Source organism: Scandinavium sp. NPDC088450 (assembly GCF_044900545.1).
GTDB lineage: Bacteria > Pseudomonadota > Gammaproteobacteria > Enterobacterales > Enterobacteriaceae > Scandinavium.
On the sequence record NZ_JBJDNI010000008.1, the window covers coordinates 56,915 to 76,958 of the forward strand.

Sequence of the window (20,044 nt, forward strand, 5' to 3'; positions counted from 1 at the left end):
TTTTTCTGTGTTTCCTGTACGCGTCAGCCCGCACCGTTACCTGTGGTAATGGTGATGGTGGTAATCATTGTCGTCGTGCTGATGCGAATCATGGATGTTGTGTGCTCTGTTATTTTACTTTGTCTGTCGTCTGCCTATATTGGTTAAAGTATCTGCCAGGCTAAGTCAACGAATTTTTACATTCGCCACCATTTGTCATACCATTAGCCAGTACTGCCGATGCAGGCATTTCCTTCGCCTTTCACCACGCTACTCGTCATCAAATCAGCGCATCAGCCCATAACAAATACTTATGGCAGGACATTACTCTGCCAGATTTTTTTCAATATCATGCAACAATCGGTGCAGCATGGCGGTGTCACGCTGCTCAAGCAGGCCGATTCGCTGTTGGAGCCAATCCGTCAGTTTGACATCATCGGCCACCTGCAATTTTTCCAGTAACGACAGCGTACGAGCTCGTAACGCCTGCAGCTGATTTTCATCACCCGGTGTTACCGGAGTGGAAGAAATTTGTGTCAGCGCCGACAGCTGATAACAATACACCATCACCGCCTGACCGAGATTCAGTGAAGGATAATCGGCCACCATCGGGACGCCGGTTAACACGTCGGCCAATTCAAGCTCTTCGTTGGTTAACCCAGAGTCTTCACGCCCAAACACCAGTGCCGCATGCCCCATCCACTGCGACTTTTCCTGGAGGATTGGCAGCAATTCTTGTGGTGTGGCGTAGTAGTGGAAACGGGCCCGACTGCGTGCCGTTGTCGCCACGGTAAAGTCCACATCCACCAGCGCGTCAGCAAGCGTTTTATACGTTTTTATATTTTCCAGAATATCGCCGGAGCCATGGGCAACCCACTGCGCAGCGGGTTCAAGGTGTGCCGTACTGTCGACAATACGCATTTCTGCAAATCCCATGGTCTTCATAGCACGGGCGGCGGCACCGATATTTTCGGCTCTGGCGGGGGAAACCAGCACGATTGATAAGCGCATGTAATCTTCTCTTTTTTGGGCTCACGCCGCGACAATGTGATGCACATCAACATATTGCGCGTCGCGAATTTACTTAATTGCAACAAAAAACGGTGAAAAGGTGTTTCTTAACATATAAATAAGGTTAAACTATTATCTAAGAATCGACCTATTCGGTATGTTAACAGAACGGCTATATCCTTATGTTCTTATAGGGTATTTGAAATAAGATTATCGCTCATCTTTTGGATTCAATTTATTAATCAGTTCCTCTTCGCAACCAATCCAAATGTTGAAAAAATGTGACAAAAGCTAGCATTTGGATGCGAGGATTTCACAAGACTGTTAACGTGCTACAATTGAACTTGATATATGTCAACGAAGCGTAGTTTTATTGGGTATCAGTCGTCTCTTTGCCTGTTATGTTGCTGTTAAAATGGTTAGGATGACAGCCGTTTTTGACACTGTCGGGTCCAGAGGGAAAGTACCCACGACCAAGCTAATGATGTTGTTGACGTTGATGGAAAGTGCATCAAGAACGCAATTACGTACTTTAGTCATGTTATGCCGGTCATGTTAATTTTCGACATGCATCAGGCGGGTCAGGGACTTTGGTACTTCCTGTTTCGATTTAGTTGGCAATTTAGGTAGCAAACATGCAGACCCCGCACATTCTTATCGTTGAAGACGAGTTGGTAACACGCAACACGTTAAAAAGTATTTTCGAAGCAGAAGGTTACGATGTGTTCGAAGCCACCGATGGCGCGGAAATGCATCAGATCCTGTCTGAAAATGATGTCAATCTTGTCATCATGGATATCAATCTGCCAGGTAAAAACGGCCTTCTGCTGGCGCGTGAACTGCGTGAGCAAGCCAACGTTGCCCTGATGTTCCTCACCGGTCGTGATAACGAAGTCGACAAAATTCTCGGTCTGGAAATCGGCGCGGATGATTATATCACCAAGCCTTTCAACCCGCGTGAACTGACTATCCGTGCACGTAACCTGCTCTCACGTACCATGAATCTGGGTACCGTTAGCGAAGAACGTCGCAGCGTGGAAAGCTACAAGTTCAACGGCTGGGAGCTGGACATCAACAGCCGCTCTCTGATTAGCCCGAACGGCGAACAGTACAAGCTGCCGCGCAGTGAATTCCGCGCGATGCTGCACTTCTGCGAAAACCCGGGCAAGATCCAGTCCCGTGCAGAACTGCTGAAGAAAATGACCGGCCGTGAGCTGAAGCCACACGACCGTACGGTTGACGTGACCATCCGTCGCATCCGTAAACATTTCGAATCCACGCCGGATACCCCGGAAATCATCGCTACCATTCACGGCGAAGGTTACCGCTTCTGCGGCGAACTGCAGGAATAATTCCGCAGTCCAGAATACAAAAACGGCGCAACGCGCCGTTTTTTTCGTCCTTACTCTTTCCACGGCATGACAGGCACCGCGCTAATCGCGTTCTTCGGTGAACCGTCAACAACCTTGTCTGAGTAAGTCAGGTAGATCAACGCATTGCGTTTCGCATCATAAAAACGAACTACCTGCAGCTTCTTGAAAACCAATGACGTTCTTTTCTGGAACACAACATCGCCCTGGGTTTTGCCGTTTTTAATCTTATCGCTTAACTCAATGGGCCCCACCTGTTGGCAGGAAATGGCCGCATCCGACGTATCTTCAGCCAGCCCAAGCCCACCTTTAATCCCGCCCGTTTTTGCCCGGCTGATGTAGCAGGTCACATTCTTCACATCCGGATCGTCAAACGCCTCGATCACAATCTTGTGATCCGGGCCGATCATCTTGAAGACCGTATCCACCGAACCAATCTGCTCGGCATGCGCGACGCCACCTAACACTGTCAGCAAAATTCCTGCAATTAACTTCTTGTATTTCATATTGTTACCATATTTGAAAATGACGCTTCGTGATTATTCAGTATCTTAAGAGAAAAGGTTTATAGATCACAGCTTTACAAAATCCGGGTCCAAAAATGGGCTAAAAACGCACGTTAGAGCAAAAAAAACACTGAATGCTAAAACATCAAAAAATGTTATTATCCGCTACCCTAGTTACAGGCACCTGCGTAAAGGATGAGGACATTATATGGATCAGGCTGGGATAATTCGCGATCTGCTTAGCTGGCTTGAAGGGCATCTCGATCAACCTTTATCACTGGATAATGTTGCGGCAAAAGCGGGCTATTCCAAGTGGCATCTGCAAAGGATGTTCAAGGATGTTACCGGCCATGCTATCGGCGCCTACATCCGCGCACGTCGTCTGTCAAAATCTGCGGTTGCGCTGCGTTTAACTTCGCGTCCCATCCTCGATATTGCACTGCAATACCGTTTTGATTCTCAGCAAACCTTTACTCGCGCATTTAAAAAACAGTTCAACCTGACACCAGCACTCTATCGCCGTTCGCCGGACTGGAGCTCATTCGGTATGCGTCCGCCGCTGCGCCTGGGCGAATTCACCATGCCGAAATATGAGTTTATCACGCTGCCAGAAACCCACCTGGTCGGCGTGACGCAAAGCTATACCTGCAAGCTGGAAGAGATTTCTGAATTCCGTCAGCAGATGCGCGTGCAGTTCTGGCGTGAGTTCCTCGGCAACGCACCGTCAATTCCACCGATGCTTTACGGTCTGCATGAACCACGACCAAGTCTTGAAAGAGATGACGAGCAGGAAGTGCTTTATACCACGGCATTAACGCCTGAAATGGCCAACGGTCATCTGCAGGATGCTCATCCGGTGAAACTGGAAGGCGGTGAATACGTGATGTTCACCTATGAAGGGCTGGGAACCGGTTTGCAGGAATTCATTCTGACCGTCTACGGCACCTGCATGCCAATGCTGAGCCTGACCCGTCGTAAGGGCCAGGATATTGAGCGTTTCTTCCCACAGAAAGACGCGATGAATCAGGAGCCGCCTATTCAGTTGCGCTGCGAGTACCTGATCCCGATTCGTCGTTAACGCTGCAGTTCATCCAACGCAGGGGCGTCCAGATGCGTGACGTCACCTGCGGTCTCAACGATCCAACCTGGTGCCAGCCACGGGCTTTGCTGATAATCCACTCGCGAAATTGAACAGTTGCGCAGACGCAGACGACGCTCAGCATAAGCAGGCAAGCCAAGAATGGTGCTCACCAGACAGCCTAGTGCCATGCCATGGCTCACCAGCAATGGGCGACTCCCTTCCGGCAATTCCAGACAATCTTTCAGGGCCGCGTTCATACGATCGCCCAATTCCTGCATCGACTCGCCTTCCGGAATTCGGCCATCCTCGGTACCGTTCACCAGCGTGCGACGCCAGCCCTCTTCTTCTGCGGTCAGCGAATCAATCAGGCGACGCTCCAGCACGCCCATGTCGAGTTCACGCAGGCGCGGATCGTAGGTCACACCACATCCGCAGGCCTCAGCGATGATTTCCGCAGTACGACGAGTACGGCCAAGATCGCTTGAGATGATGTGGGTGATGCCCAACTCTTTGACACGCTCTCCCACTTGACGGGCTTGCTGCTCACCTTTTTCGGTCAGCGGGCTGTCGGACTGGCCCTGAATACGTCGCTCGGCGTTCCACTGCGTCTCACCGTGGCGAACAAGGTATACCTGTAACATGCTAATTATCCGTTATACTGCGATGATGATTTTCTGTTGTAAGTGTACTGATTATGCACAATGTTGTCTCAGCCACCACCAATCCCGCCAAAATTAAGGCTATTCTGCAGGCTTTTAACGAGATCTTCGGCGAAGGATCCTGCCATATTGATGCCGTTTCCGTCGAGAGCGGCGTGCCCGAACAGCCCTTTGGAAATGAGGAAACGCGCGCTGGCGCACGGAATCGGGTCCAGAATGCCCGACTGGCCCGACCTGATGCTGATTTTTGGGTCGCCATTGAAGCCGGCATTGATGACGGCAGCACGTTTAGCTGGGTCGTGATTGAAACTCGTGAACAGCGAGGGGAAGCCCGCTCCGCCACCTTACCTTTACCCGCAGCCATCCTCGAACGCGTGCGTGCAGGTGATGCACTCGGTCCGGTGATGTCGGAATACACTGGCATCGACGAGATTGGGCGTAAAGAAGGGGCTATCGGCGTGTTCACTGCGGGTAAACTCACCCGCAGCAGTGTCTATCATCAGGCTGTAATTCTGGCGTTAAGCCCGTTCCACAATGCAGCCTATTTGTGAGTCTCTGGCAGCGTCAGTTCAAGCCACTGGCGCAGTTCAGCAGGTGCTGATTTCAGGCTGTTCGACCCACGAGTGATGGTTGCAATACCGGCGCCGAGCTCACTTTTCAGCTCGCGCTGGCTCATTTCCCCACGCAGTAACTCTTCAATGATCCTCACACGGGTACCCAGCGCTTCGCGCTCGTCCGGCGTCATCATCAGGTTCAATAGCGGCAGGTGAAGATCCGCTTCAAAGGCCTGGCGCATCAGTTCCACGAAGCGAAGCCACTCCTGGTTGCGCTGTTCCGCATTTGCAGCTGAATAAGGGGATTGTTGAGTCATGTTACGCCACCATGTTGAGGCGGACGGCACAGGGCCATCCACCGGATGTACTCTTTAGCGAGTACAAGCATAACATACTTACTGAAGATCAGTAACGCTGCTTCCACTCATCGTCCGTCAGGATCTGCGGCTTCTCACCCATGAAATAGCGGTAGTAAGCATCGTACGCCAGTACGTTTTTCACATAGCCTCGGGTTTCAGAGAACGGAATGCTTTCGACAAAGGCCGCGGCATCAATGCGTCCTGCGCTGTTGCCCTGCCAGGTTTTCACCCGTCCAGGACCGGCGTTATAGGCCGCTGAAGCGTAGATGCGGTTATTGCCAAACTGCTGATAGACATACTGCAAATAGCTGGTGCCGATATTGATGTTGGTCTCCGGATCCAACAACTGATTAGCCCCGCTGTAACCCGGAATATTGAACATCTTCACGGTGTGCGTGGCCGTGCCCGGCATTATCTGCATCAGACCCGTGGCGCCTACAGGTGAGCGTACTTTTGGATTCCATGCACTTTCCTGGCGGGCAATCGCCATCGCATAGCTTTTGCTGATCCCTTTATCGCTGGTATAGCGGGTAAACAGATCTTTGTAGGCCAGCGGGAAACGCTCTTCAAGATTGTCCCAGAGCTTACCGGCAATGGTCGCCTGCACGCTCAAATCCCACCAGCCTTCGTCAAAGGCATATTTCGCCAGTTGGCCTTGTTCATTGCGAGTGCGGCTGGAGACCAGGTTTGCCCACTCGCTGCGCGCGGTATTGTCCTGGTTCCAGTACATTAACTCACGCACACGAGCCATTTCCGGGCCGCTGACCAGCAGAGGCGCAACAGTGCCTTCAGGCTTCTCGACACGAATCGGATAATCTTCGCCAAGACGCTGGGCGGCCACCATCGGGTAAAAACCTCGCTGTTGCATCAGCGAATGCAAAATGTCTTTTGCTTCCTGATCGCGACCACGCTCCATCAGCAAGTCGGCCTGCCAGTAACGCCACTCGTCTTTGTCTTTCGCTTCCATTGGCAAGCGAGCGAGCCAGGTGTTCAGCCCACGGCGATCGCCATTACCAATGGCCATGCGAACACGACGTTCCACCAGCGAGGTAGACTGCGAACGCATGATGGCGTCATCGCGCCAGCGAGCCTGTTCGTCGGTGATATCCGTGCCCATCAGACGCCAGGCCACAATATCTCGCAGCTCCTGGGTTTGATCTTCATTCAGCTTCTGCGCCTGCACCAGTGAAGGGATCAACAGGCGAGCGTTTTCTGCATCCTGACGCGCCACGCTGGCGAACGCTACCGCCGCCATTTGGCGAGTAAAATCTGTTGCGCCCGTACTCTGAGCAAAGGTCAGCACGCTGTTGGGATTGTTCGCAAGACTGACCACCGCAGACGCGATGGTTTGATAATCTGCAGGCATCTGATTCGCCAGTGATGACACCAGACTGGTGTTACCCGCTTTCATCGCAAGGCGAATTCGTTCGAGGTAAGCCAGAGGATCCTGCGCGCCAGAAGTGCGCCACGCATTGAATAAATTGCCGCAGGCATTGGGCTGGTTCTTCCCAGTGAGCCAGAGATCTTTCGCGCCATCCCAGGCTTCCTGAGTCTGACCCACGCTGTACTTGGCATAATAGTAATTACACTGCGCTTCGGTGGTGGTGGGCTTTTCCGGGCTAAACGCCAGCAGTCCTCGCCAATCCTCCCGACGAGCCAGTTCGTTCACAAAGCGGTTTCTTAACGTGCGGGCCGCAGGCAACGTTGGATTGGCCTGCACGAAATTGCTCACGCTGACAGCAGGCTCATTCATCAGATCGTCAGTTAACTGGCGATACTCGAGATAAGGATAAAGCGGGTAGTCTTTCAGCGTCGGCATCAGGCTGTCGACCACATCCATTTGGTGATTATCCCAGGCCTGTTTAATCTGGGCGTAGCGGCTACGTTGTTCATCCAGCGAATCGGCATGCACCGCGCTGCTGACTGTCAGCAAAGCAATGCCTGCAGCCAGAAGACGCCACGTCATGGGTTTAGCTTTTTCCACAAGCGCTCCTCTTAAAGTGTGTCAATGCAGCATCATGCCGCTTCAAAAAGCTGTGTCCGGTAATTCTTCTTCCTTCTCGCAGAGTTACCGGACGCAGCCTCTCTTTATGCTAATCAGACAACCAAAATCGCGCCACGTTTCGAACACTTTTTTCCCGGAACTGTTATCGCCAACGCTTGCTGGGATTAGCGTCTGAAAAAGGCTACACTTCGCCTTTACTCCAACATCAAAATAAAAGAGGCGAAGTCCAACGTGGCTCAATTCGTTTATACCATGCATCGCGTCGGCAAGGTGGTTCCGCCGAAGCGTCATATTCTGAAAAACATCTCGCTGAGCTTCTTCCCTGGCGCAAAAATCGGGGTTCTGGGCCTGAACGGTGCCGGTAAATCTACCCTTCTGCGCATCATGGCCGGTATCGATACCGACATCGAAGGTGAAGCTCGCCCGCAGCCAGGTACCAAAATTGGCTACCTGCCGCAGGAACCTCAACTTAACCCGGAACATACCGTTCGCGAATCCGTTGAAGAAGCCGTTTCAGAAGTGGTTAACGCCCTGAAAGGCCTTGATGAAGTCTATGCGAAGTATGCCGAGCCGGATGCCGATTTCGACAAACTGGCCGCTCAGCAGGGCAAATACGAAGAGATTATCCAGGCGCACGACGGTCACAACCTGAACGTGCAGCTGGAGCGTGCAGCCGATGCACTGCGTCTGCCTGACTGGGATGCAAAAATCGCCAATCTTTCCGGTGGTGAACGCCGCCGTGTCGCGCTGTGCCGCCTGCTGCTGGAAAAACCAGACATGCTGCTGCTCGACGAACCCACCAACCACCTGGATGCGGAATCCGTGGCGTGGCTGGAACGCTTCCTGCACGACTTCGAAGGCACCGTGGTGGCGATCACCCACGACCGTTACTTCCTCGACAACGTAGCGGGCTGGATCCTGGAGCTGGACCGCGGCGAAGGCATTCCATGGGAAGGCAACTACTCCTCCTGGCTGGAGCAGAAAGATCAGCGTCTGGCACAGGAAGCTTCTCAGGAAGCGGCTCGTCGCAAATCTATCGAGAAAGAGCTGGAGTGGGTGCGTCAGGGTGCGAAAGGCCGTCAGTCTAAGGGCAAAGCCCGTCTGGCACGCTTTGAAGAGCTCAACAACACCGAATACCAGAAACGTAACGAAACCAACGAACTGTTTATTCCACCTGGAGCACGTCTGGGGGATAAAGTGGTTGAAGTCAGCAACCTGCGCAAATCCTACGGCGATCGCCTGCTGATTGAAGACCTGACCTTCTCCGTGCCGAAAGGGGCGATTGTCGGCATCATCGGTCCGAACGGTGCGGGTAAATCCACCCTGTTCCGCATGATGTCCGGTCAGGAACAGCCTGACAGCGGCAGCATCACGCTGGGTGAAACCGTCAAGCTGGCTTCCGTGGATCAGTTCCGTGACTCTATGGACAACAGCAAAACCGTGTGGGAAGAAGTGTCCGGCGGTCTGGACATCATGAAGATTGGCAACACCGAGATGCCAAGCCGTGCCTACGTGGGCCGCTTCAACTTCAAAGGCACCGACCAGGGTAAACGTGTTGGCGAGCTGTCTGGTGGTGAGCGCGGTCGTCTGCATCTGGCGAAACTGCTGCAGGTTGGCGGCAACGTCCTTCTGCTCGATGAACCAACCAACGACCTGGATATCGAAACCCTGCGCGCGCTGGAAAACGCCCTGCTGGAATTCCCAGGCTGTGCCATGGTTATCTCGCACGACCGTTGGTTCCTTGACCGTATCGCCACGCACATTCTGGATTATCAGGATGAAGGCAAAGTGGAGTTCTTCGAAGGGAACTTCACCGAATACGAAGAGTACAAGAAACGCACCCTCGGCGCAGACGCGCTGGAACCGAAGCGTATCAAGTACAAGCGTATCGCGAAATAAAAAGCAAAAAGGCAACCTCTGGTTGCCTTTTTTAATGTTTGCCCCCTCTCCCCGTGGGAGAGGGGATCTGTCCGGGACATTCTGCGCTTTTCTCCTTCTCCCTGAGGGCTGAGGGTCGGGGAGAGGGGGAAATATCAAAGAAGAAACCGGCGCTTACCCCTGCTCGCCCATCATCTGTTTTACCAGCTCAACGCAGCGCAGGAACCGGGCATCGTAGTCCGGCTCTTCCACATGAACAAATTCAATGTTGTTCTCATGGAGCATCTCCTCCAGCATGGTCTGGAATTCTTTCCTGTCTACCGAACTCCCCAGGCTGCGCAGGCCATCGGCGACCCACGGCGTGTTATTTTCCAGCAGGATCACCAGGTCAAAACGATACTCGTCGATCAGCGCCTGCACGAACGGATGCTCACGCCCTTCGTACTTCTTACAAAACGCCTGCGTGGTGACGAAATCGGTATCAATGAACGCCACCTTATTCGCATATTTCACCGCAAAATCAATGTACTGTGCATGACCCAGCGCGATTTTGTCGTAATCGGAATACTGCAACGCCATCTCATCACCGCCGAGATGGGAGAAAACGTAATCCCGCCCGTACTCCCACGCACTGGTGGTGTTGAAGATGTTCGCCAGTTTGTTCACCAGCGTTGATTTCCCGCTGGACTCACCGCCCAGAATGGCCACGGTGCGTACGAAGAACGGCTTCACCTCAGTTGGAATGTATTCCCAGTAGCGGGACGGGTTCTCACGAATTTGTGCGCCACTGATGTTCATAAACGTGCGCTGAGGATCGATAAGCACCGTTTCGATGCCCAAATGCTGACGGAACTGCGGCGCATCAGCCTCCTCGGAGGTGTAGATCCAATTTGGCTGAATCCCCTTCTCTTCCATAAACGCATTGATCCCGTTGCTCCACACGTCCCAGCCATGCGGGTACGGCTCCATGCCCTCTTCGTTAAAGGCATGAATACGAATGTTTTTCTGGTATTTGAAGGTTTGCAGTAACCAGCGCAGGCGATCGGACACCGTTGGCTGTTGCGACATCGCACTGTCTTCGAACAGAGCGCGGTCGCGCGTGTCGTCGTAACCCATGATGATATGCAGTTCATCCACCTGGCTACAGGCACGTTGGATAAGATAAATATGCCCTGTGTGCAGTGGGTAAAACTTACCGAACACCACACCGACATTCTTCTGCTGGCGAGGAAACTCCAGCCCAAGAAAACGGTGCAGCGCTTCTAATTTCTGCGCGCTCGGGCTTTTGATTTTGGCATTCAATAACTGGCTCAGATAGCCCTTGGTCATCCCGCTGGCGTCCGCCACCTGCTGCAACGTGCAGCCTTTCTGACGGATAGCGGTTTTGATGTAATCGAATGATGACAAAGGAGCCTCCTGCCTGCTGGGTTGCCCGAAACGGGCTGAAAAAACGTTGGGGCGGGTCAGCGTCAGCGCCACCCGCCAAAAGAGATAACGCTATGATTATAAGTCGTCAAAGACGTTTAATGCATCGGAAAGCTTTTTAACCCCGAAAACCTTCATGCCTTCCGGCAGTTTTTTCGGCACATTGGCCGCAGGAACAATGGCTCGCTTAAAGCCGTGTTTCGCCGCTTCGGAGATACGTTCCTGGCCGCTCGGCACCGGGCGAATCTCCCCGGCAAGCCCTACTTCGCCAAACACCACTAAATCCTGCGGCAACGCGCGATTTCGCAAGCTGGACACCATCGCCAACAGCAAGGCCAGATCCGCACTGGTTTCAGCCACTTTCACGCCGCCAACCACGTTCACGAAGACGTCCTGATCCGCCATCTGCAAACCGCCGTGACGATGCAGCACTGCCAGCAAGATAGCCAGACGGTTCTGCTCCAGCCCGACAGCCACACGGCGTGGGTTAGACATCATCGATTGGTCGACCAGGGCCTGAATCTCGACCAGCAACGGACGCGTGCCTTCCCAGACCACCATCACCGAACTGCCCGGCGTGATTTCATCGCCACGGCTCAGGAAAATGGCGGAAGGGTTGCTGACTTCGCGCAGGCCCTGCTCTGTCATGGCGAAGACACCAAGCTCATTGACCGCACCGAAACGGTTCTTATGGCTGCGCAACGTACGGAAACGGGAATCGGCGTCGCCATCCAGCATCACCGAACAGTCAATACAGTGTTCGAGGACCTTCGGGCCAGCGAGAGAACCATCTTTAGTGACGTGACCGACCATGATGATCGCCACACCGCGCGTTTTCGCAAAACGGGTAAGATAAGCCGCAGATTCACGCACCTGAGCCACACTGCCCGGCGAAGACTGCACGTCCGCCATGTGCATCACCTGAATGGAGTCGATAACCATCAGCTTCGGCTGCTCTTCTTCGGCAATCGCGCAGATTTGCTCGATGCCCGTTTCAGACAGCATATTCAGGTTGGTGGCAGGCAGGCCAAGGCGGTGAGCGCGCATCGCAACCTGCTGCAACGACTCTTCACCGGTGACATACAGGGTTTTCATCTGTTCGCTAAGCTTGCACAGCGTTTGCAGCAGCAGCGTTGATTTACCCGCCCCCGGGTTACCGCCAATCAGGATGGCACTTCCCGGTACTACGCCGCCGCCGAGCACGCGGTCGAATTCTTTGAATCCGGTCGAAAAACGCGGCAGCTCTTCCAGGCTTATCTCAGAAAGTTTCTGTACTTTCGAGACGCCCGCACTGCCGGCATAACCACTCAGACGCTCATTTCGAGCCACAACAGGTGAGGCGGCGATGCGCATTTCAGTAATCGTGTTCCAGGCATGACAGGCACTACATTGCCCCTGCCAGCGCGGATAATCCGCGCCACACTCGTTACAGACAAACGCGCGTTTTGGTGCTTTCGCCACATTAACCTCTTATTACTTTTGGTTCAGGCTGCCAGACAGGATGCAGAACACGCCCATCAGGTCAGCATGCCGAATGGTGACTTCCGTCTGCTCATTCACTTTAGGTTTGGCATGATAAGCGATCCCAAGCCCTGCGGCTTTGATCATCGGCAGGTCGTTGGCGCCATCGCCAATGGCCACGGTCTGAGCAGCAGGAATTTCATAGATTTCAGCAAGTCGCTTCAGGGTGCTGGCTTTGTACTTCGCATCGACGATATCGCCGACAACATTGCCCGTCAGCACGCCATCACGGATTTCCAGCTCATTTGCAACGGCAGCTGTCAGGCGCAATTTGTCTTTCAGATAGTCTGCAAAAAACGTGAAACCACCTGAAGCAATCGCCACTTTCCAGCCCAGCGTTTCGAGTTTCAGCACCAGCGAAGTCAGGCCCGGCATTAACGGCAATGTATCGCGCACCTGACGCAGAATATTGGCATCAGCCCCTTTCAACGTCGCCACACGCTGGCGCAGGCTGGCGGTGAAATCGAGTTCGCCGCGCATCGCGCGTTCGGTCACTTCGGACACCAGTTCTCCGGTACCCGCGAGCTTAGCGATTTCATCAATGCACTCAATCTGAATAGCCGTAGAATCCATATCCATCACCAGCAGGCCTGGCGTGCGCAGGTGGGGGATTTTGCCCAGCGGCGCAACGTCCAGAGCGGCATCATGTGCCAGACGGGTGGCACGCGGCGTCAGCGAACCGGCGAGGCGGATTACCTGATAATCCTCAACGCACCAGGCGGCAACAATCACCATCGCCGCGCCCAGCTTATGCTGGTAATCGGTCAGGCGTTGTTTATCGAGGTGGCGGCCATACAGCAGCCATCCGCTGCGTCCGGCGTGGTAATCCAGCGGCATCACTTCATCACCACTGAGTGACAGCGGCAATCCTGGCCACAGGGAAACATCGTCGGGCAAATCGCACCAGGTCAAACTGTTCGGCATTACAGCTCCAGTAATCCAGATTCTCGGCAGGAAAATAACGCATGAGGCTACCTTGTATCCAGCGCTTCTGGCAACATTAAGCTGCAAATTTTCAAAGGTGGAATATGGTTCGCGCAAAACTGAAATTTCGGCTGCATCGCGCCGTGATCGTTCTGATCTGTCTCGCCCTGCTGGTCGCCCTGATGCAGGGCGCGTCCTGGTTCAGTCAAAACCACCAGCGGCAGCGAAATCCACAGATGGAAGAGCTGGCTCGCTCATTGGCCCATCAGGTCACACTGAACCTCGCCCCCTACATGCGTTCAGAAACGCCTGATGAGAAAAAGATTAATCAATTGCTTCAGCAGCTTACCACCAACAGCCGCTTGCTGGATGCCAGCGTCTACGATGAACAGGGCGATTTGATTACCCACGCGGGCGAAAGTGTGGATGTCCGTGACAGACTGGCGCTGGACGGCAAAAAAGCCGGGGGCTATTTCAATCAGCAACTGGTGGAACCTATTCAGGGGAAGAATGAGCCTCTGGGCTATCTGCGGCTGACGCTGGACACCCACACGCTGCCGACGGAAGCCAAACAGGTGGATAACACCACCAACATTTTGCGCCTTATGCTGCTGCTTTCGCTGGCAATCGGCGTCGTGCTGACGCGTACCCTCCTGCAGGGCAAGCGCACGCGCTGGCAGCAATCACCCTTCCTGCTGACCGCCAATAAATCGGTGCCGGAAGAGGATGAAGGCGAGAAGCAGGATAAGTGATAAATTAAGTGAATCATTCAGGAAAGGAAATCTGTTATGTCGACGCTGCGTCTGCTTATCTCTGATTCATACGATCCGTGGTTTAACCTGGCGGTAGAAGAGTGTATTTTCCGCCAGATGCCCGCCACACAACGGGTGCTTTTTCTCTGGCGTAACGCCGATACGGTAGTCATTGGTCGCGCGCAAAACCCGTGGAAAGAGTGCAACACACGTCGCATGGAACAAGATAATGTGCGCCTTGCCCGGCGCAGCAGCGGCGGTGGCGCGGTATTCCACGATCTGGGCAATACCTGCTTTACCTTTATGGCAGGCAAGCCCGAGTACGACAAAACCATTTCAACCGAGATTGTGCTGCAAGCGCTGAACGCTTTGGGGGTTACCGCCGAGGCATCCGGTCGTAACGATCTGGTGGTCAAAACCCCGGAAGGCGATCGCAAAGTGTCCGGGTCAGCTTATCGCGAAACCAAAGATCGTGGCTTCCACCATGGTACTTTGCTGCTGAACGCTGATCTCAGCCGTCTGGCTAATTATCTGAATCCTGATAAGAAAAAGCTTCAGGCGAAGGGCATTACTTCAGTGCGCGGTCGCGTGGCGAATCTTACCGAGTTGCTGCCAGGGATTACCCACCAGCAAATCTGCGAGGCCATTACCGAAGCGTTTTTTGCCTACTACGGCGAGAAAGTAGTGGCGGAAGTGATCTCCCCGGATAAAACGCCTGACTTGCCAAACTTCGCCGAAACCTTTGCCCGCCAGAGTAGCTGGGAGTGGAATTTTGGTCAGGCTCCGGCGTTTTCGCATCTGCTGGATGAGCGTTTCAGCTGGGGTGGCGTTGAGCTGCATTTCGACGTCGAGAAAGGCCATATCACCCGCACGCAGGTGTTCACCGATAGCCTGAATCCTGCCCCACTGGAAGCGCTTGCCGCTCGCCTTCAGGGCAGTCTGTACCGTGCCGATGTCCTGCAACAAGAGTGCGAATCACTTTTGACGGATTTTCCCGATCAGGAAAAAGAGCTGAAAGAACTTTCCGCGTGGATTGCTCAGGCCGTTCGGTAATCAGGCGAGCCGGTCAATAACCGGCTCTACTGCGACTAATTCCTTTTGCATCTCTTTCGCTATCTGCCTGAACGCTGCGCTGATTCTGGCATCGTCTGCAATCTGCTGCCAGAAAAGCGTGGCCTGTTCAAAGGCAAACAGCCATGCCCCGCGACTGACTAACGGCTCAATTTTCAACGCCATGCTTTCCTCCCGCATCGCCCCAGCGCTGGTTGGCGCAAAGGCCATCGGCAGCATGTCATACACGGGCGTTAATAAAAGCGGCGCGTCCGAAAGATAAAATGACAGGTTCCCTGCGTGCATGTCGCTGTTGGCGATGAGCCGCCCGAAGGCCCAAATCTTTTCGACACTCTGCGCGGTTGCAGGGGTGACTTGTTTTTGCTTCTCAAGCCCGGCAACAGTTTGCGGCCACTGGCTGGTTGAGGGGCCAAATTCACTTTGTACCGCTTCAAGCGAGACCAGAGCCCGACGTCCAACGACTCCCTCACAGTCAAAACGACGAGACTCGAGAAAAACCTGCCCAGCCTCGCTACGCAACACCTGCGCCTGGCTGGCCGCTATTCCGGCATTCCTCAAAACGTCCAGCGCAACGGATTCCGCTATCAGCAGATCAGCCCATCGCTGGGTGACGGCACCTGGCTGGGGAGCGGTGAATTTCACCAGCATTTGCACCGGCTGTGAATCTCGTTCTGCAAGGCAGGTAAATTTTGGCTGTTCGCCGCCCGCAGAAGAACCGACTACTTCACCCGCCAGTGCATCCCGGGCAAGTTCGGTATAGGCACGAATCTTTTCTTCTTCAGGAATGGGCGTCGGTTCAGTGGCTTGCAGCCATTGCTGGTAACCTGTTTCCCCTATCAGCCATCCGCCCTGATTTTCGCCGCTGAAAAGCGAGAGAGCGAAAAGAATATCGTCCTCCTGCCATAAGCGAATATCTTCGGGCAATGCCAGTTGAGCCGCGAGCCTGCGGCCCCAGGCACGGCCGATAAACCCCTGCGGGCGCAAATCGTTGAGATACCAGGGCAGCCCGGAAAACCACTGCCATTCCCCGTTGTTCAGTGCAATCAGGCAGCTCCCGCGCGGCCAGCAAGGCGTTAATACGCCAAACGTCCACGCCTTGCCTGCGTCATCTACCTGCCATAAAGGAAATTCGCTGATGCCTCGAACCGGGCGGCGAAGCGCATAACGAGTGGCGCGCGCACGACCAAACTGCACCACGTGTTCTTCGCCAGCAGCCAGGCGTGAAAACGTCGCCTGACTGATGCTCAGGTGGTTCCTGAGTTCAGGGGCAGAGCGTGGGCCTTGCAATAGCAGATCGGTGAATGCGCTCATCGGTGAATAGATTCATGAATAGATACTTGAATACATTTATAGCGCTATTTTGCTGAATAACAAAGAAACTTAGTGAGGAAAGAATAGAAGAGTGAATAGATACTTTTGAGAAAACCGGGCAGTCAGCGCTGCCCGGTTGAGTACAACACTTACTCTTTATCGCCCAGCAGAACGGATTCCAGCGCGATTTTGATCATGTCGTTGAAGGTGGTCTGACGCTCAGCGGCAGTGGTCTGCTCGTGAGTACGGATGTGGTCAGACACGGTGCAGATGGTCAGGGCTTTGGCACCGAATTCTGCTGCCACGCCATAGATACCCGCCGCTTCCATTTCCACGCCCAGAATGCCGTACTTTTCCATCACGTCGAACATTTCGCCGTCCGGGGAGTAGAACAGGTCTGCAGAGAAGAGGTTACCAACGCGTGCGTCAACGCCCAGCGCTTTCGCAGCATCAACGGCGTTACGTACCATGTCAAAGTCAGCGATAGCGGAGAAATCGTGATCTTTGAAACGGATACGGTTTACTTTGGAATCGGTGCAGGCACCCATACCGATAACCACGTCGCGCAGTTTCACGTCCATACGCACAGCGCCACAGGAGCCAACACGGATGATTTTCTTCACGCCAAAGTCAGTGATCAGCTCTTTGGTGTAGATGGAGCAGGATGGGATACCCATGCCGTGGCCCATGACAGAAATCTTGCGGCCCTTATAGGTGCCGGTGAAACCCAGCATGCCGCGTACGTTGTTCACTTCACGGACATCTTCGAGGAAAGTTTCTGCAATATGCTTCGCACGCAGCGGATCGCCCGGCATCAGTACGACGTCTGCGAAATCACCCATTTCTGCGTTAATGTGTGGGGTTGCCATCTTTTATTCCCTTTTCTGGTTTTGCCGGGTGGCGCTTTGGCTTACCCGGCCTACGAGGCTGTAGGCCCGGCAAGCTTCGCGCCGCCGGGCAATGTCATCAGAACATGGCTTTGCCATATTCCATATCAGAGGTGCCAAAATACTTCGCCAGCGTCTGACCGATATCCGCGAAGGTTTCACGGTGTCCAAGCGAGCCCGCTTTCACTTTCGGGCCGTACACCAATACCGGAATGTGCTCACGGGTGTGGTCGGTACCGGTCCAGGTTGGGTCACAACCGTGGTCAGCGGTGAGGATAATGATGTCATCTTCACCCACCAGTTCCAGCAGTTCTGGCAGACGGCGGTCGAACAGTTCCAGACCAGCCGCATAACCTGCGACATCGCGGCGGTGACCCCAGGATGAGTCGAAATCGACGAAGTTAGTGAAGACGATGGTGTTATCACCCGCTTCTTTCATCTCTTTCACGGTCGCATCAAACAGCGCATCCAGGCCTGTTGCTTTCACTTTTTTGGTGATACCGCAGTTCGCGTAGATGTCCGCGATTTTACCCACGGAAACCACGTGACCGCCTTTCTCATCAACCAGTTTTTGCAGCACGGTAGGTGCTGGCGGCTCAACAGCCAGGTCATGACGGTTACCGGTACGCTCGAAGCTGCCTGCTTTGTCACCGATGAACGGACGCGCAATCACGCGGCCAATGTTATAGCCGCCTTCGGTCAGCTCTTCGCGCGCGATTTCGCACAGCTCATACAGCTTATCCAGACCGTAGGTTTCTTCGTGACAGGCAATCTGGAACACGGAGTCGGCAGAGGTGTAGAAAATCGGCTTACCGGTTTTCATGTGTTCTTCGCCCAGTTCGTCCAGAATGACGGTACCGGAAGAGTGGCAGTTACCCAGGTAACCCGGCAGGTTGGCGCGTTTCACCAGCTTATCGAGCAGCTCCTGCGGGAAGCTGTTGTGATGCTCCGGGAAATAGCCCCAGTCAAACAGCACAGGCACACCGGCGATTTCCCAGTGTCCGGACGGGGTGTCTTTGCCGGAAGACAGCTCATGTGCCCAGGCGTACGCGCCAGTCGCTTCAGCGTTGCCGTCCATACCCGCAGCAACTTTGCCTGTCGAACCTTCGTGAGCTTTCACGAGACCCAGACGGGTCAGATTTGGCAGGGTCAGCGGGCCTTTACGGCCTTTGTCTGCTTCCCCTTTTGCACAGGCTTCAGCGATGTGGCCCATGGTGTCCGCGCCCACGTCGCCAAAGCGTTCTGCGTCTTCAGTAGCACCGATGCCGAAGGAGTCCAGCACCATAATAAATGCACGTTTCATATTGTTCTCCGTACCTTGTGCTCTCTATAAAAAAGCGATCAGATCAGTATACTGCTATTCGGTGATTCGACGATAGACTGTTGGTGTTTCTTTCGGCGCGGCTTCGTTCAGTTTAATTGCCGCTTTCACCGCTTTCGCTGCTTCCTGCCAGCTGGCTTCGTCTTTCGCGTGGATCACTGCCAACGGACGTTGACCGTCAATGCTGTCGCCCAGACGTGTCATATCCGTGAAGCCTACGCTGTAGTCGAGCGCATCCGAGGCCTGACGACGACCGCCGCCCATTGCCACAACGGCCATGCCCAACGCGCGAGTGTCCATTGCGGAAACATACCCTTCCGTATCGGCGTAAACAGCTTTGCTGAGCATCGCGGTCGGCAGGTATTTCGCGTAGTTTTCGACGAAATCAGTTGGCCCTTTCTGCGCGGCAACCATACGGCCGAAGACTTCCGCCGCTTTGCCATTATCCAGCACCGCCTGAAGTTTCACGCGTGCTTCAGCTTCGTCTTTCGCCAGACGACCAGAAATCAGCATTTCCACACACAGCGCCATGGTCACGTCGAACAGACGCGGGTTGCGGTATTCACCTGTCAGGAACTGCACGGCTTCGCGCACTTCCACGGCGTTACCTGCGCTGGACGCCAGCACCTGGTTCATGTCGGTCAGCAGCGCGGTAGTCCGCACGCCTGCGCCGTTAGAAACACCCACGATAGCTTCAGCCAGCGCTTCCGACAGTTCGTACGTCGGCATAAATGCGCCGCTACCTACTTTCACGTCCATCACCAGCGCATCCAGCCCTTCCGCCAGCTTTTTGGCAAGGATAGAGGCGGTGATCAGCGGAATGGAATCCACTGTCGCGGTGATGTCGCGAGTAGCATAAAAACGCTTATCCGCTGGCGCGAGCGAGCTGGTCTGCCCAATTATCGCCACACCAACGTCTTTAATAATGTCGCGGAAACGGTTGTCGTCCGGGAAGATGTCAAAGCCCGGAATCGCTTCCAGTTTGTCGAGCGTCCCGCCTGTATGACCCAGACCACGGCCAGAGATCATCGGGACATAACCGCCGCAGGCAGCGACCATTGGGCCGAGCATCAGTGAAGTCACATCGCCCACGCCGCCGGTCGAATGTTTATCCACAATCGGGCCGTTCAGATTGAGGCTTTTCCAGTCGAGCACGGTCCCGGAATCCCGCATCGCCATGGTCAGCGAGACGCGCTCCGGCATGCTCATATCATGGAAGAAAATGGTCATCGCCAGGGCGGCAATCTGCCCTTCGGACACGGTGTTATCACGAATGCCGTTGATGAAGAAACGGATCTCTTCATCGCTCAGTGCGTGACCATCGCGTTTTTTACGAATAATTTCTTGTGCGAGAAACACGGTAACCCCCAGGGGAAAAAAGGAGAAGGCTATCAACAGGCCGGATAAGGCGTCGCCGCCATCCGGCACTA

20 protein-coding genes and 1 other annotated feature (1 of these 21 only partly in view) are annotated in these 20,044 nt (G+C 54.1%); of the genes, 6 read left to right on the top strand and 14 right to left on the bottom strand.

Annotation, left to right across the window (positions count from 1 at the left end):
* Positions 1–85, bottom strand: a sequence feature (Thr leader region); it reaches 33 nt to the left of the window's first position.
* From thrL to yjjY, 3 genes are all read right to left on the bottom strand, one after another.
* Entirely contained in the window at positions 24–92 is a 69-nt protein-coding gene (gene thrL, locus ACI2I2_RS09350) for a thr operon leader peptide (RefSeq protein ID WP_404657793.1), read from the bottom strand. It overlaps the preceding feature by 62 nt.
* Positions 93–303: 211 nt before the next feature.
* On the bottom strand, positions 304–990 hold the full coding sequence (locus ACI2I2_RS09355; protein ID WP_404657664.1) for a tRNA/rRNA methyltransferase: 687 nt from the start codon (positions 988–990) through the stop codon (positions 304–306).
* A gap of 399 nt (positions 991–1,389) precedes the next feature.
* Positions 1,390–1,530 (bottom strand): protein YjjY, encoded by a 141-nt coding sequence (gene yjjY, locus ACI2I2_RS09360; protein ID WP_001541509.1) that lies wholly within the window; start codon positions 1,528–1,530, stop codon positions 1,390–1,392.
* Between the two features lie 95 nt (positions 1,531–1,625).
* On the opposite strand from yjjY, the gene arcA reads away from it, so the two are divergent.
* On the top strand, positions 1,626–2,342 hold the full coding sequence (gene arcA, locus ACI2I2_RS09365; protein ID WP_312626023.1) for a two-component system response regulator ArcA: 717 nt from the start codon (positions 1,626–1,628) through the stop codon (positions 2,340–2,342).
* A gap of 50 nt (positions 2,343–2,392) precedes the next feature.
* Here arcA and creA read toward each other — a convergent pair whose 3' ends face one another.
* Positions 2,393–2,866 carry a protein CreA gene (gene creA, locus ACI2I2_RS09370; protein WP_404657665.1) on the bottom strand — a complete coding sequence of 158 codons (474 nt, stop codon included), beginning with the start codon at positions 2,864–2,866 and terminating at the stop codon, positions 2,393–2,395.
* 208 nt (positions 2,867–3,074) lie between these two features.
* Between creA and robA the strand changes: the two genes are divergently transcribed.
* Positions 3,075–3,944, top strand: coding sequence for an MDR efflux pump AcrAB transcriptional activator RobA (gene robA / locus ACI2I2_RS09375; protein ID WP_404657666.1), 870 nt, complete (start codon positions 3,075–3,077; stop codon positions 3,942–3,944).
* Here robA and gpmB read toward each other — a convergent pair.
* On the bottom strand, positions 3,941–4,588 hold the full coding sequence (gpmB, locus tag ACI2I2_RS09380) for a 2,3-diphosphoglycerate-dependent phosphoglycerate mutase GpmB (protein WP_330982239.1): 648 nt from the start codon (positions 4,586–4,588) through the stop codon (positions 3,941–3,943). The genes robA and gpmB overlap by 4 nt on opposite strands.
* Positions 4,589–4,641: 53 nt before the next feature.
* Between gpmB and yjjX the strand changes: the two genes are divergently transcribed.
* Complete coding sequence (gene yjjX / locus ACI2I2_RS09385; protein ID WP_330982238.1) at positions 4,642–5,157, top strand: inosine/xanthosine triphosphatase; 516 nt, start codon at positions 4,642–4,644, stop codon at positions 5,155–5,157.
* On the opposite strand, the gene trpR is transcribed toward yjjX, so the two are convergent.
* A complete protein-coding gene (gene trpR, locus ACI2I2_RS09390) occupies positions 5,148–5,477 on the bottom strand; it encodes a trp operon repressor (RefSeq protein WP_404657667.1) in 330 nt (109 codons plus the stop codon). The genes yjjX and trpR overlap by 10 nt on opposite strands.
* 88 nt (positions 5,478–5,565) lie before the next feature.
* Complete coding sequence (gene sltY, locus ACI2I2_RS09395) at positions 5,566–7,503, bottom strand: murein transglycosylase (RefSeq protein ID WP_404657668.1); 1,938 nt, start codon at positions 7,501–7,503, stop codon at positions 5,566–5,568.
* 252 nt (positions 7,504–7,755) lie between these two features.
* Between sltY and ettA the strand changes: the two genes are divergently transcribed.
* The gene (ettA, locus tag ACI2I2_RS09400; protein WP_404657669.1) at positions 7,756–9,423 is read left to right on the top strand and encodes an energy-dependent translational throttle protein EttA; all 1,668 of its coding nucleotides are present in this window, start codon (positions 7,756–7,758) and stop codon (positions 9,421–9,423) included.
* 153 nt (positions 9,424–9,576) lie between these two features.
* On the opposite strand, the gene nadR is transcribed toward ettA, so the two are convergent.
* The 3 genes from nadR to serB all read right to left on the bottom strand — a co-directional run bounded on the left by nadR (position 9,577) and on the right by serB (position 13,272).
* The gene (gene nadR, locus ACI2I2_RS09405) at positions 9,577–10,809 is read right to left on the bottom strand and encodes a multifunctional transcriptional regulator/nicotinamide-nucleotide adenylyltransferase/ribosylnicotinamide kinase NadR (RefSeq protein ID WP_404657670.1); all 1,233 of its coding nucleotides are present in this window, start codon (positions 10,807–10,809) and stop codon (positions 9,577–9,579) included.
* A 96-nt stretch (positions 10,810–10,905) separates the two neighbouring features.
* Positions 10,906–12,288, bottom strand: a complete 1,383-nt coding sequence (gene radA / locus ACI2I2_RS09410; protein WP_404657671.1) for a DNA repair protein RadA — start codon at positions 12,286–12,288, stop codon at positions 10,906–10,908.
* Positions 12,289–12,300: 12 nt separating this feature from the next.
* Positions 12,301–13,272, bottom strand: coding sequence for a phosphoserine phosphatase (serB, locus tag ACI2I2_RS09415; protein ID WP_404657672.1), 972 nt, complete (start codon positions 13,270–13,272; stop codon positions 12,301–12,303).
* A gap of 104 nt (positions 13,273–13,376) precedes the next feature.
* Here serB and ACI2I2_RS09420 point away from each other — a divergent pair, with 104 nt between their 5' ends.
* Both ACI2I2_RS09420 and lplA read left to right on the top strand, forming a co-directional pair.
* On the top strand, positions 13,377–14,024 hold the full coding sequence (locus ACI2I2_RS09420; RefSeq protein ID WP_404657673.1) for a YtjB family periplasmic protein: 648 nt from the start codon (positions 13,377–13,379) through the stop codon (positions 14,022–14,024).
* 36 nt (positions 14,025–14,060) lie between these two features.
* Positions 14,061–15,077, top strand: coding sequence for a lipoate--protein ligase LplA (gene lplA, locus ACI2I2_RS09425; protein WP_404657674.1), 1,017 nt, complete (start codon positions 14,061–14,063; stop codon positions 15,075–15,077).
* Here lplA and yjjJ read toward each other — a convergent pair whose 3' ends face one another.
* From yjjJ to deoA, 4 genes are all read right to left on the bottom strand, one after another.
* Complete coding sequence (gene yjjJ, locus ACI2I2_RS09430) at positions 15,078–16,406, bottom strand: type II toxin-antitoxin system HipA family toxin YjjJ (RefSeq protein WP_404657675.1); 1,329 nt, start codon at positions 16,404–16,406, stop codon at positions 15,078–15,080. It lies immediately after the preceding gene.
* 149 nt (positions 16,407–16,555) lie between these two features.
* Complete coding sequence (gene deoD / locus ACI2I2_RS09435) at positions 16,556–17,275, bottom strand: purine-nucleoside phosphorylase (protein ID WP_065357047.1); 720 nt, start codon at positions 17,273–17,275, stop codon at positions 16,556–16,558.
* A gap of 97 nt (positions 17,276–17,372) precedes the next feature.
* On the bottom strand, positions 17,373–18,596 hold the full coding sequence (gene deoB / locus ACI2I2_RS09440) for a phosphopentomutase (RefSeq protein WP_404657676.1): 1,224 nt from the start codon (positions 18,594–18,596) through the stop codon (positions 17,373–17,375).
* Positions 18,597–18,650: 54 nt separating this feature from the next.
* A complete protein-coding gene (gene deoA, locus ACI2I2_RS09445; RefSeq protein WP_404657677.1) occupies positions 18,651–19,973 on the bottom strand; it encodes a thymidine phosphorylase in 1,323 nt (440 codons plus the stop codon).
* Between the last annotated feature and the right edge of the window lie 71 nt (positions 19,974–20,044).

What these genes read in the sequence shown, in the direction of transcription:
- ACI2I2_RS09420 (WP_404657673.1), top strand. Translation starts at nt 13,377, where the DNA reads ATGGTTCGCGCAAAACTGAAATTTCGGCTGCATCGCGCCGTGATCGTT.
- deoD (WP_065357047.1), bottom strand. Translation starts at nt 17,275, where the DNA reads ATGGCAACCCCACACATTAACGCAGAAATGGGTGATTTCGCAGACGTC.
- trpR (WP_404657667.1), bottom strand. Translation starts at nt 5,477, where the DNA reads ATGACTCAACAATCCCCTTATTCAGCTGCAAATGCGGAACAGCGCAAC.
- robA (WP_404657666.1), top strand. Translation starts at nt 3,075, where the DNA reads ATGGATCAGGCTGGGATAATTCGCGATCTGCTTAGCTGGCTTGAAGGG.
- deoB (WP_404657676.1), bottom strand. Translation starts at nt 18,596, where the DNA reads ATGAAACGTGCATTTATTATGGTGCTGGACTCCTTCGGCATCGGTGCT.
- yjjJ (WP_404657675.1), bottom strand. Translation starts at nt 16,406, where the DNA reads ATGAGCGCATTCACCGATCTGCTATTGCAAGGCCCACGCTCTGCCCCT.
- yjjY (WP_001541509.1), bottom strand. Translation starts at nt 1,530, where the DNA reads ATGACTAAAGTACGTAATTGCGTTCTTGATGCACTTTCCATCAACGTC.
- serB (WP_404657672.1), bottom strand. Translation starts at nt 13,272, where the DNA reads ATGCCGAACAGTTTGACCTGGTGCGATTTGCCCGACGATGTTTCCCTG.
- creA (WP_404657665.1), bottom strand. Translation starts at nt 2,866, where the DNA reads ATGAAATACAAGAAGTTAATTGCAGGAATTTTGCTGACAGTGTTAGGT.
- lplA (WP_404657674.1), top strand. Translation starts at nt 14,061, where the DNA reads ATGTCGACGCTGCGTCTGCTTATCTCTGATTCATACGATCCGTGGTTT.
- yjjX (WP_330982238.1), top strand. Translation starts at nt 4,642, where the DNA reads ATGCACAATGTTGTCTCAGCCACCACCAATCCCGCCAAAATTAAGGCT.
- ACI2I2_RS09355 (WP_404657664.1), bottom strand. Translation starts at nt 990, where the DNA reads ATGCGCTTATCAATCGTGCTGGTTTCCCCCGCCAGAGCCGAAAATATC.
- gpmB (WP_330982239.1), bottom strand. Translation starts at nt 4,588, where the DNA reads ATGTTACAGGTATACCTTGTTCGCCACGGTGAGACGCAGTGGAACGCC.
- arcA (WP_312626023.1), top strand. Translation starts at nt 1,626, where the DNA reads ATGCAGACCCCGCACATTCTTATCGTTGAAGACGAGTTGGTAACACGC.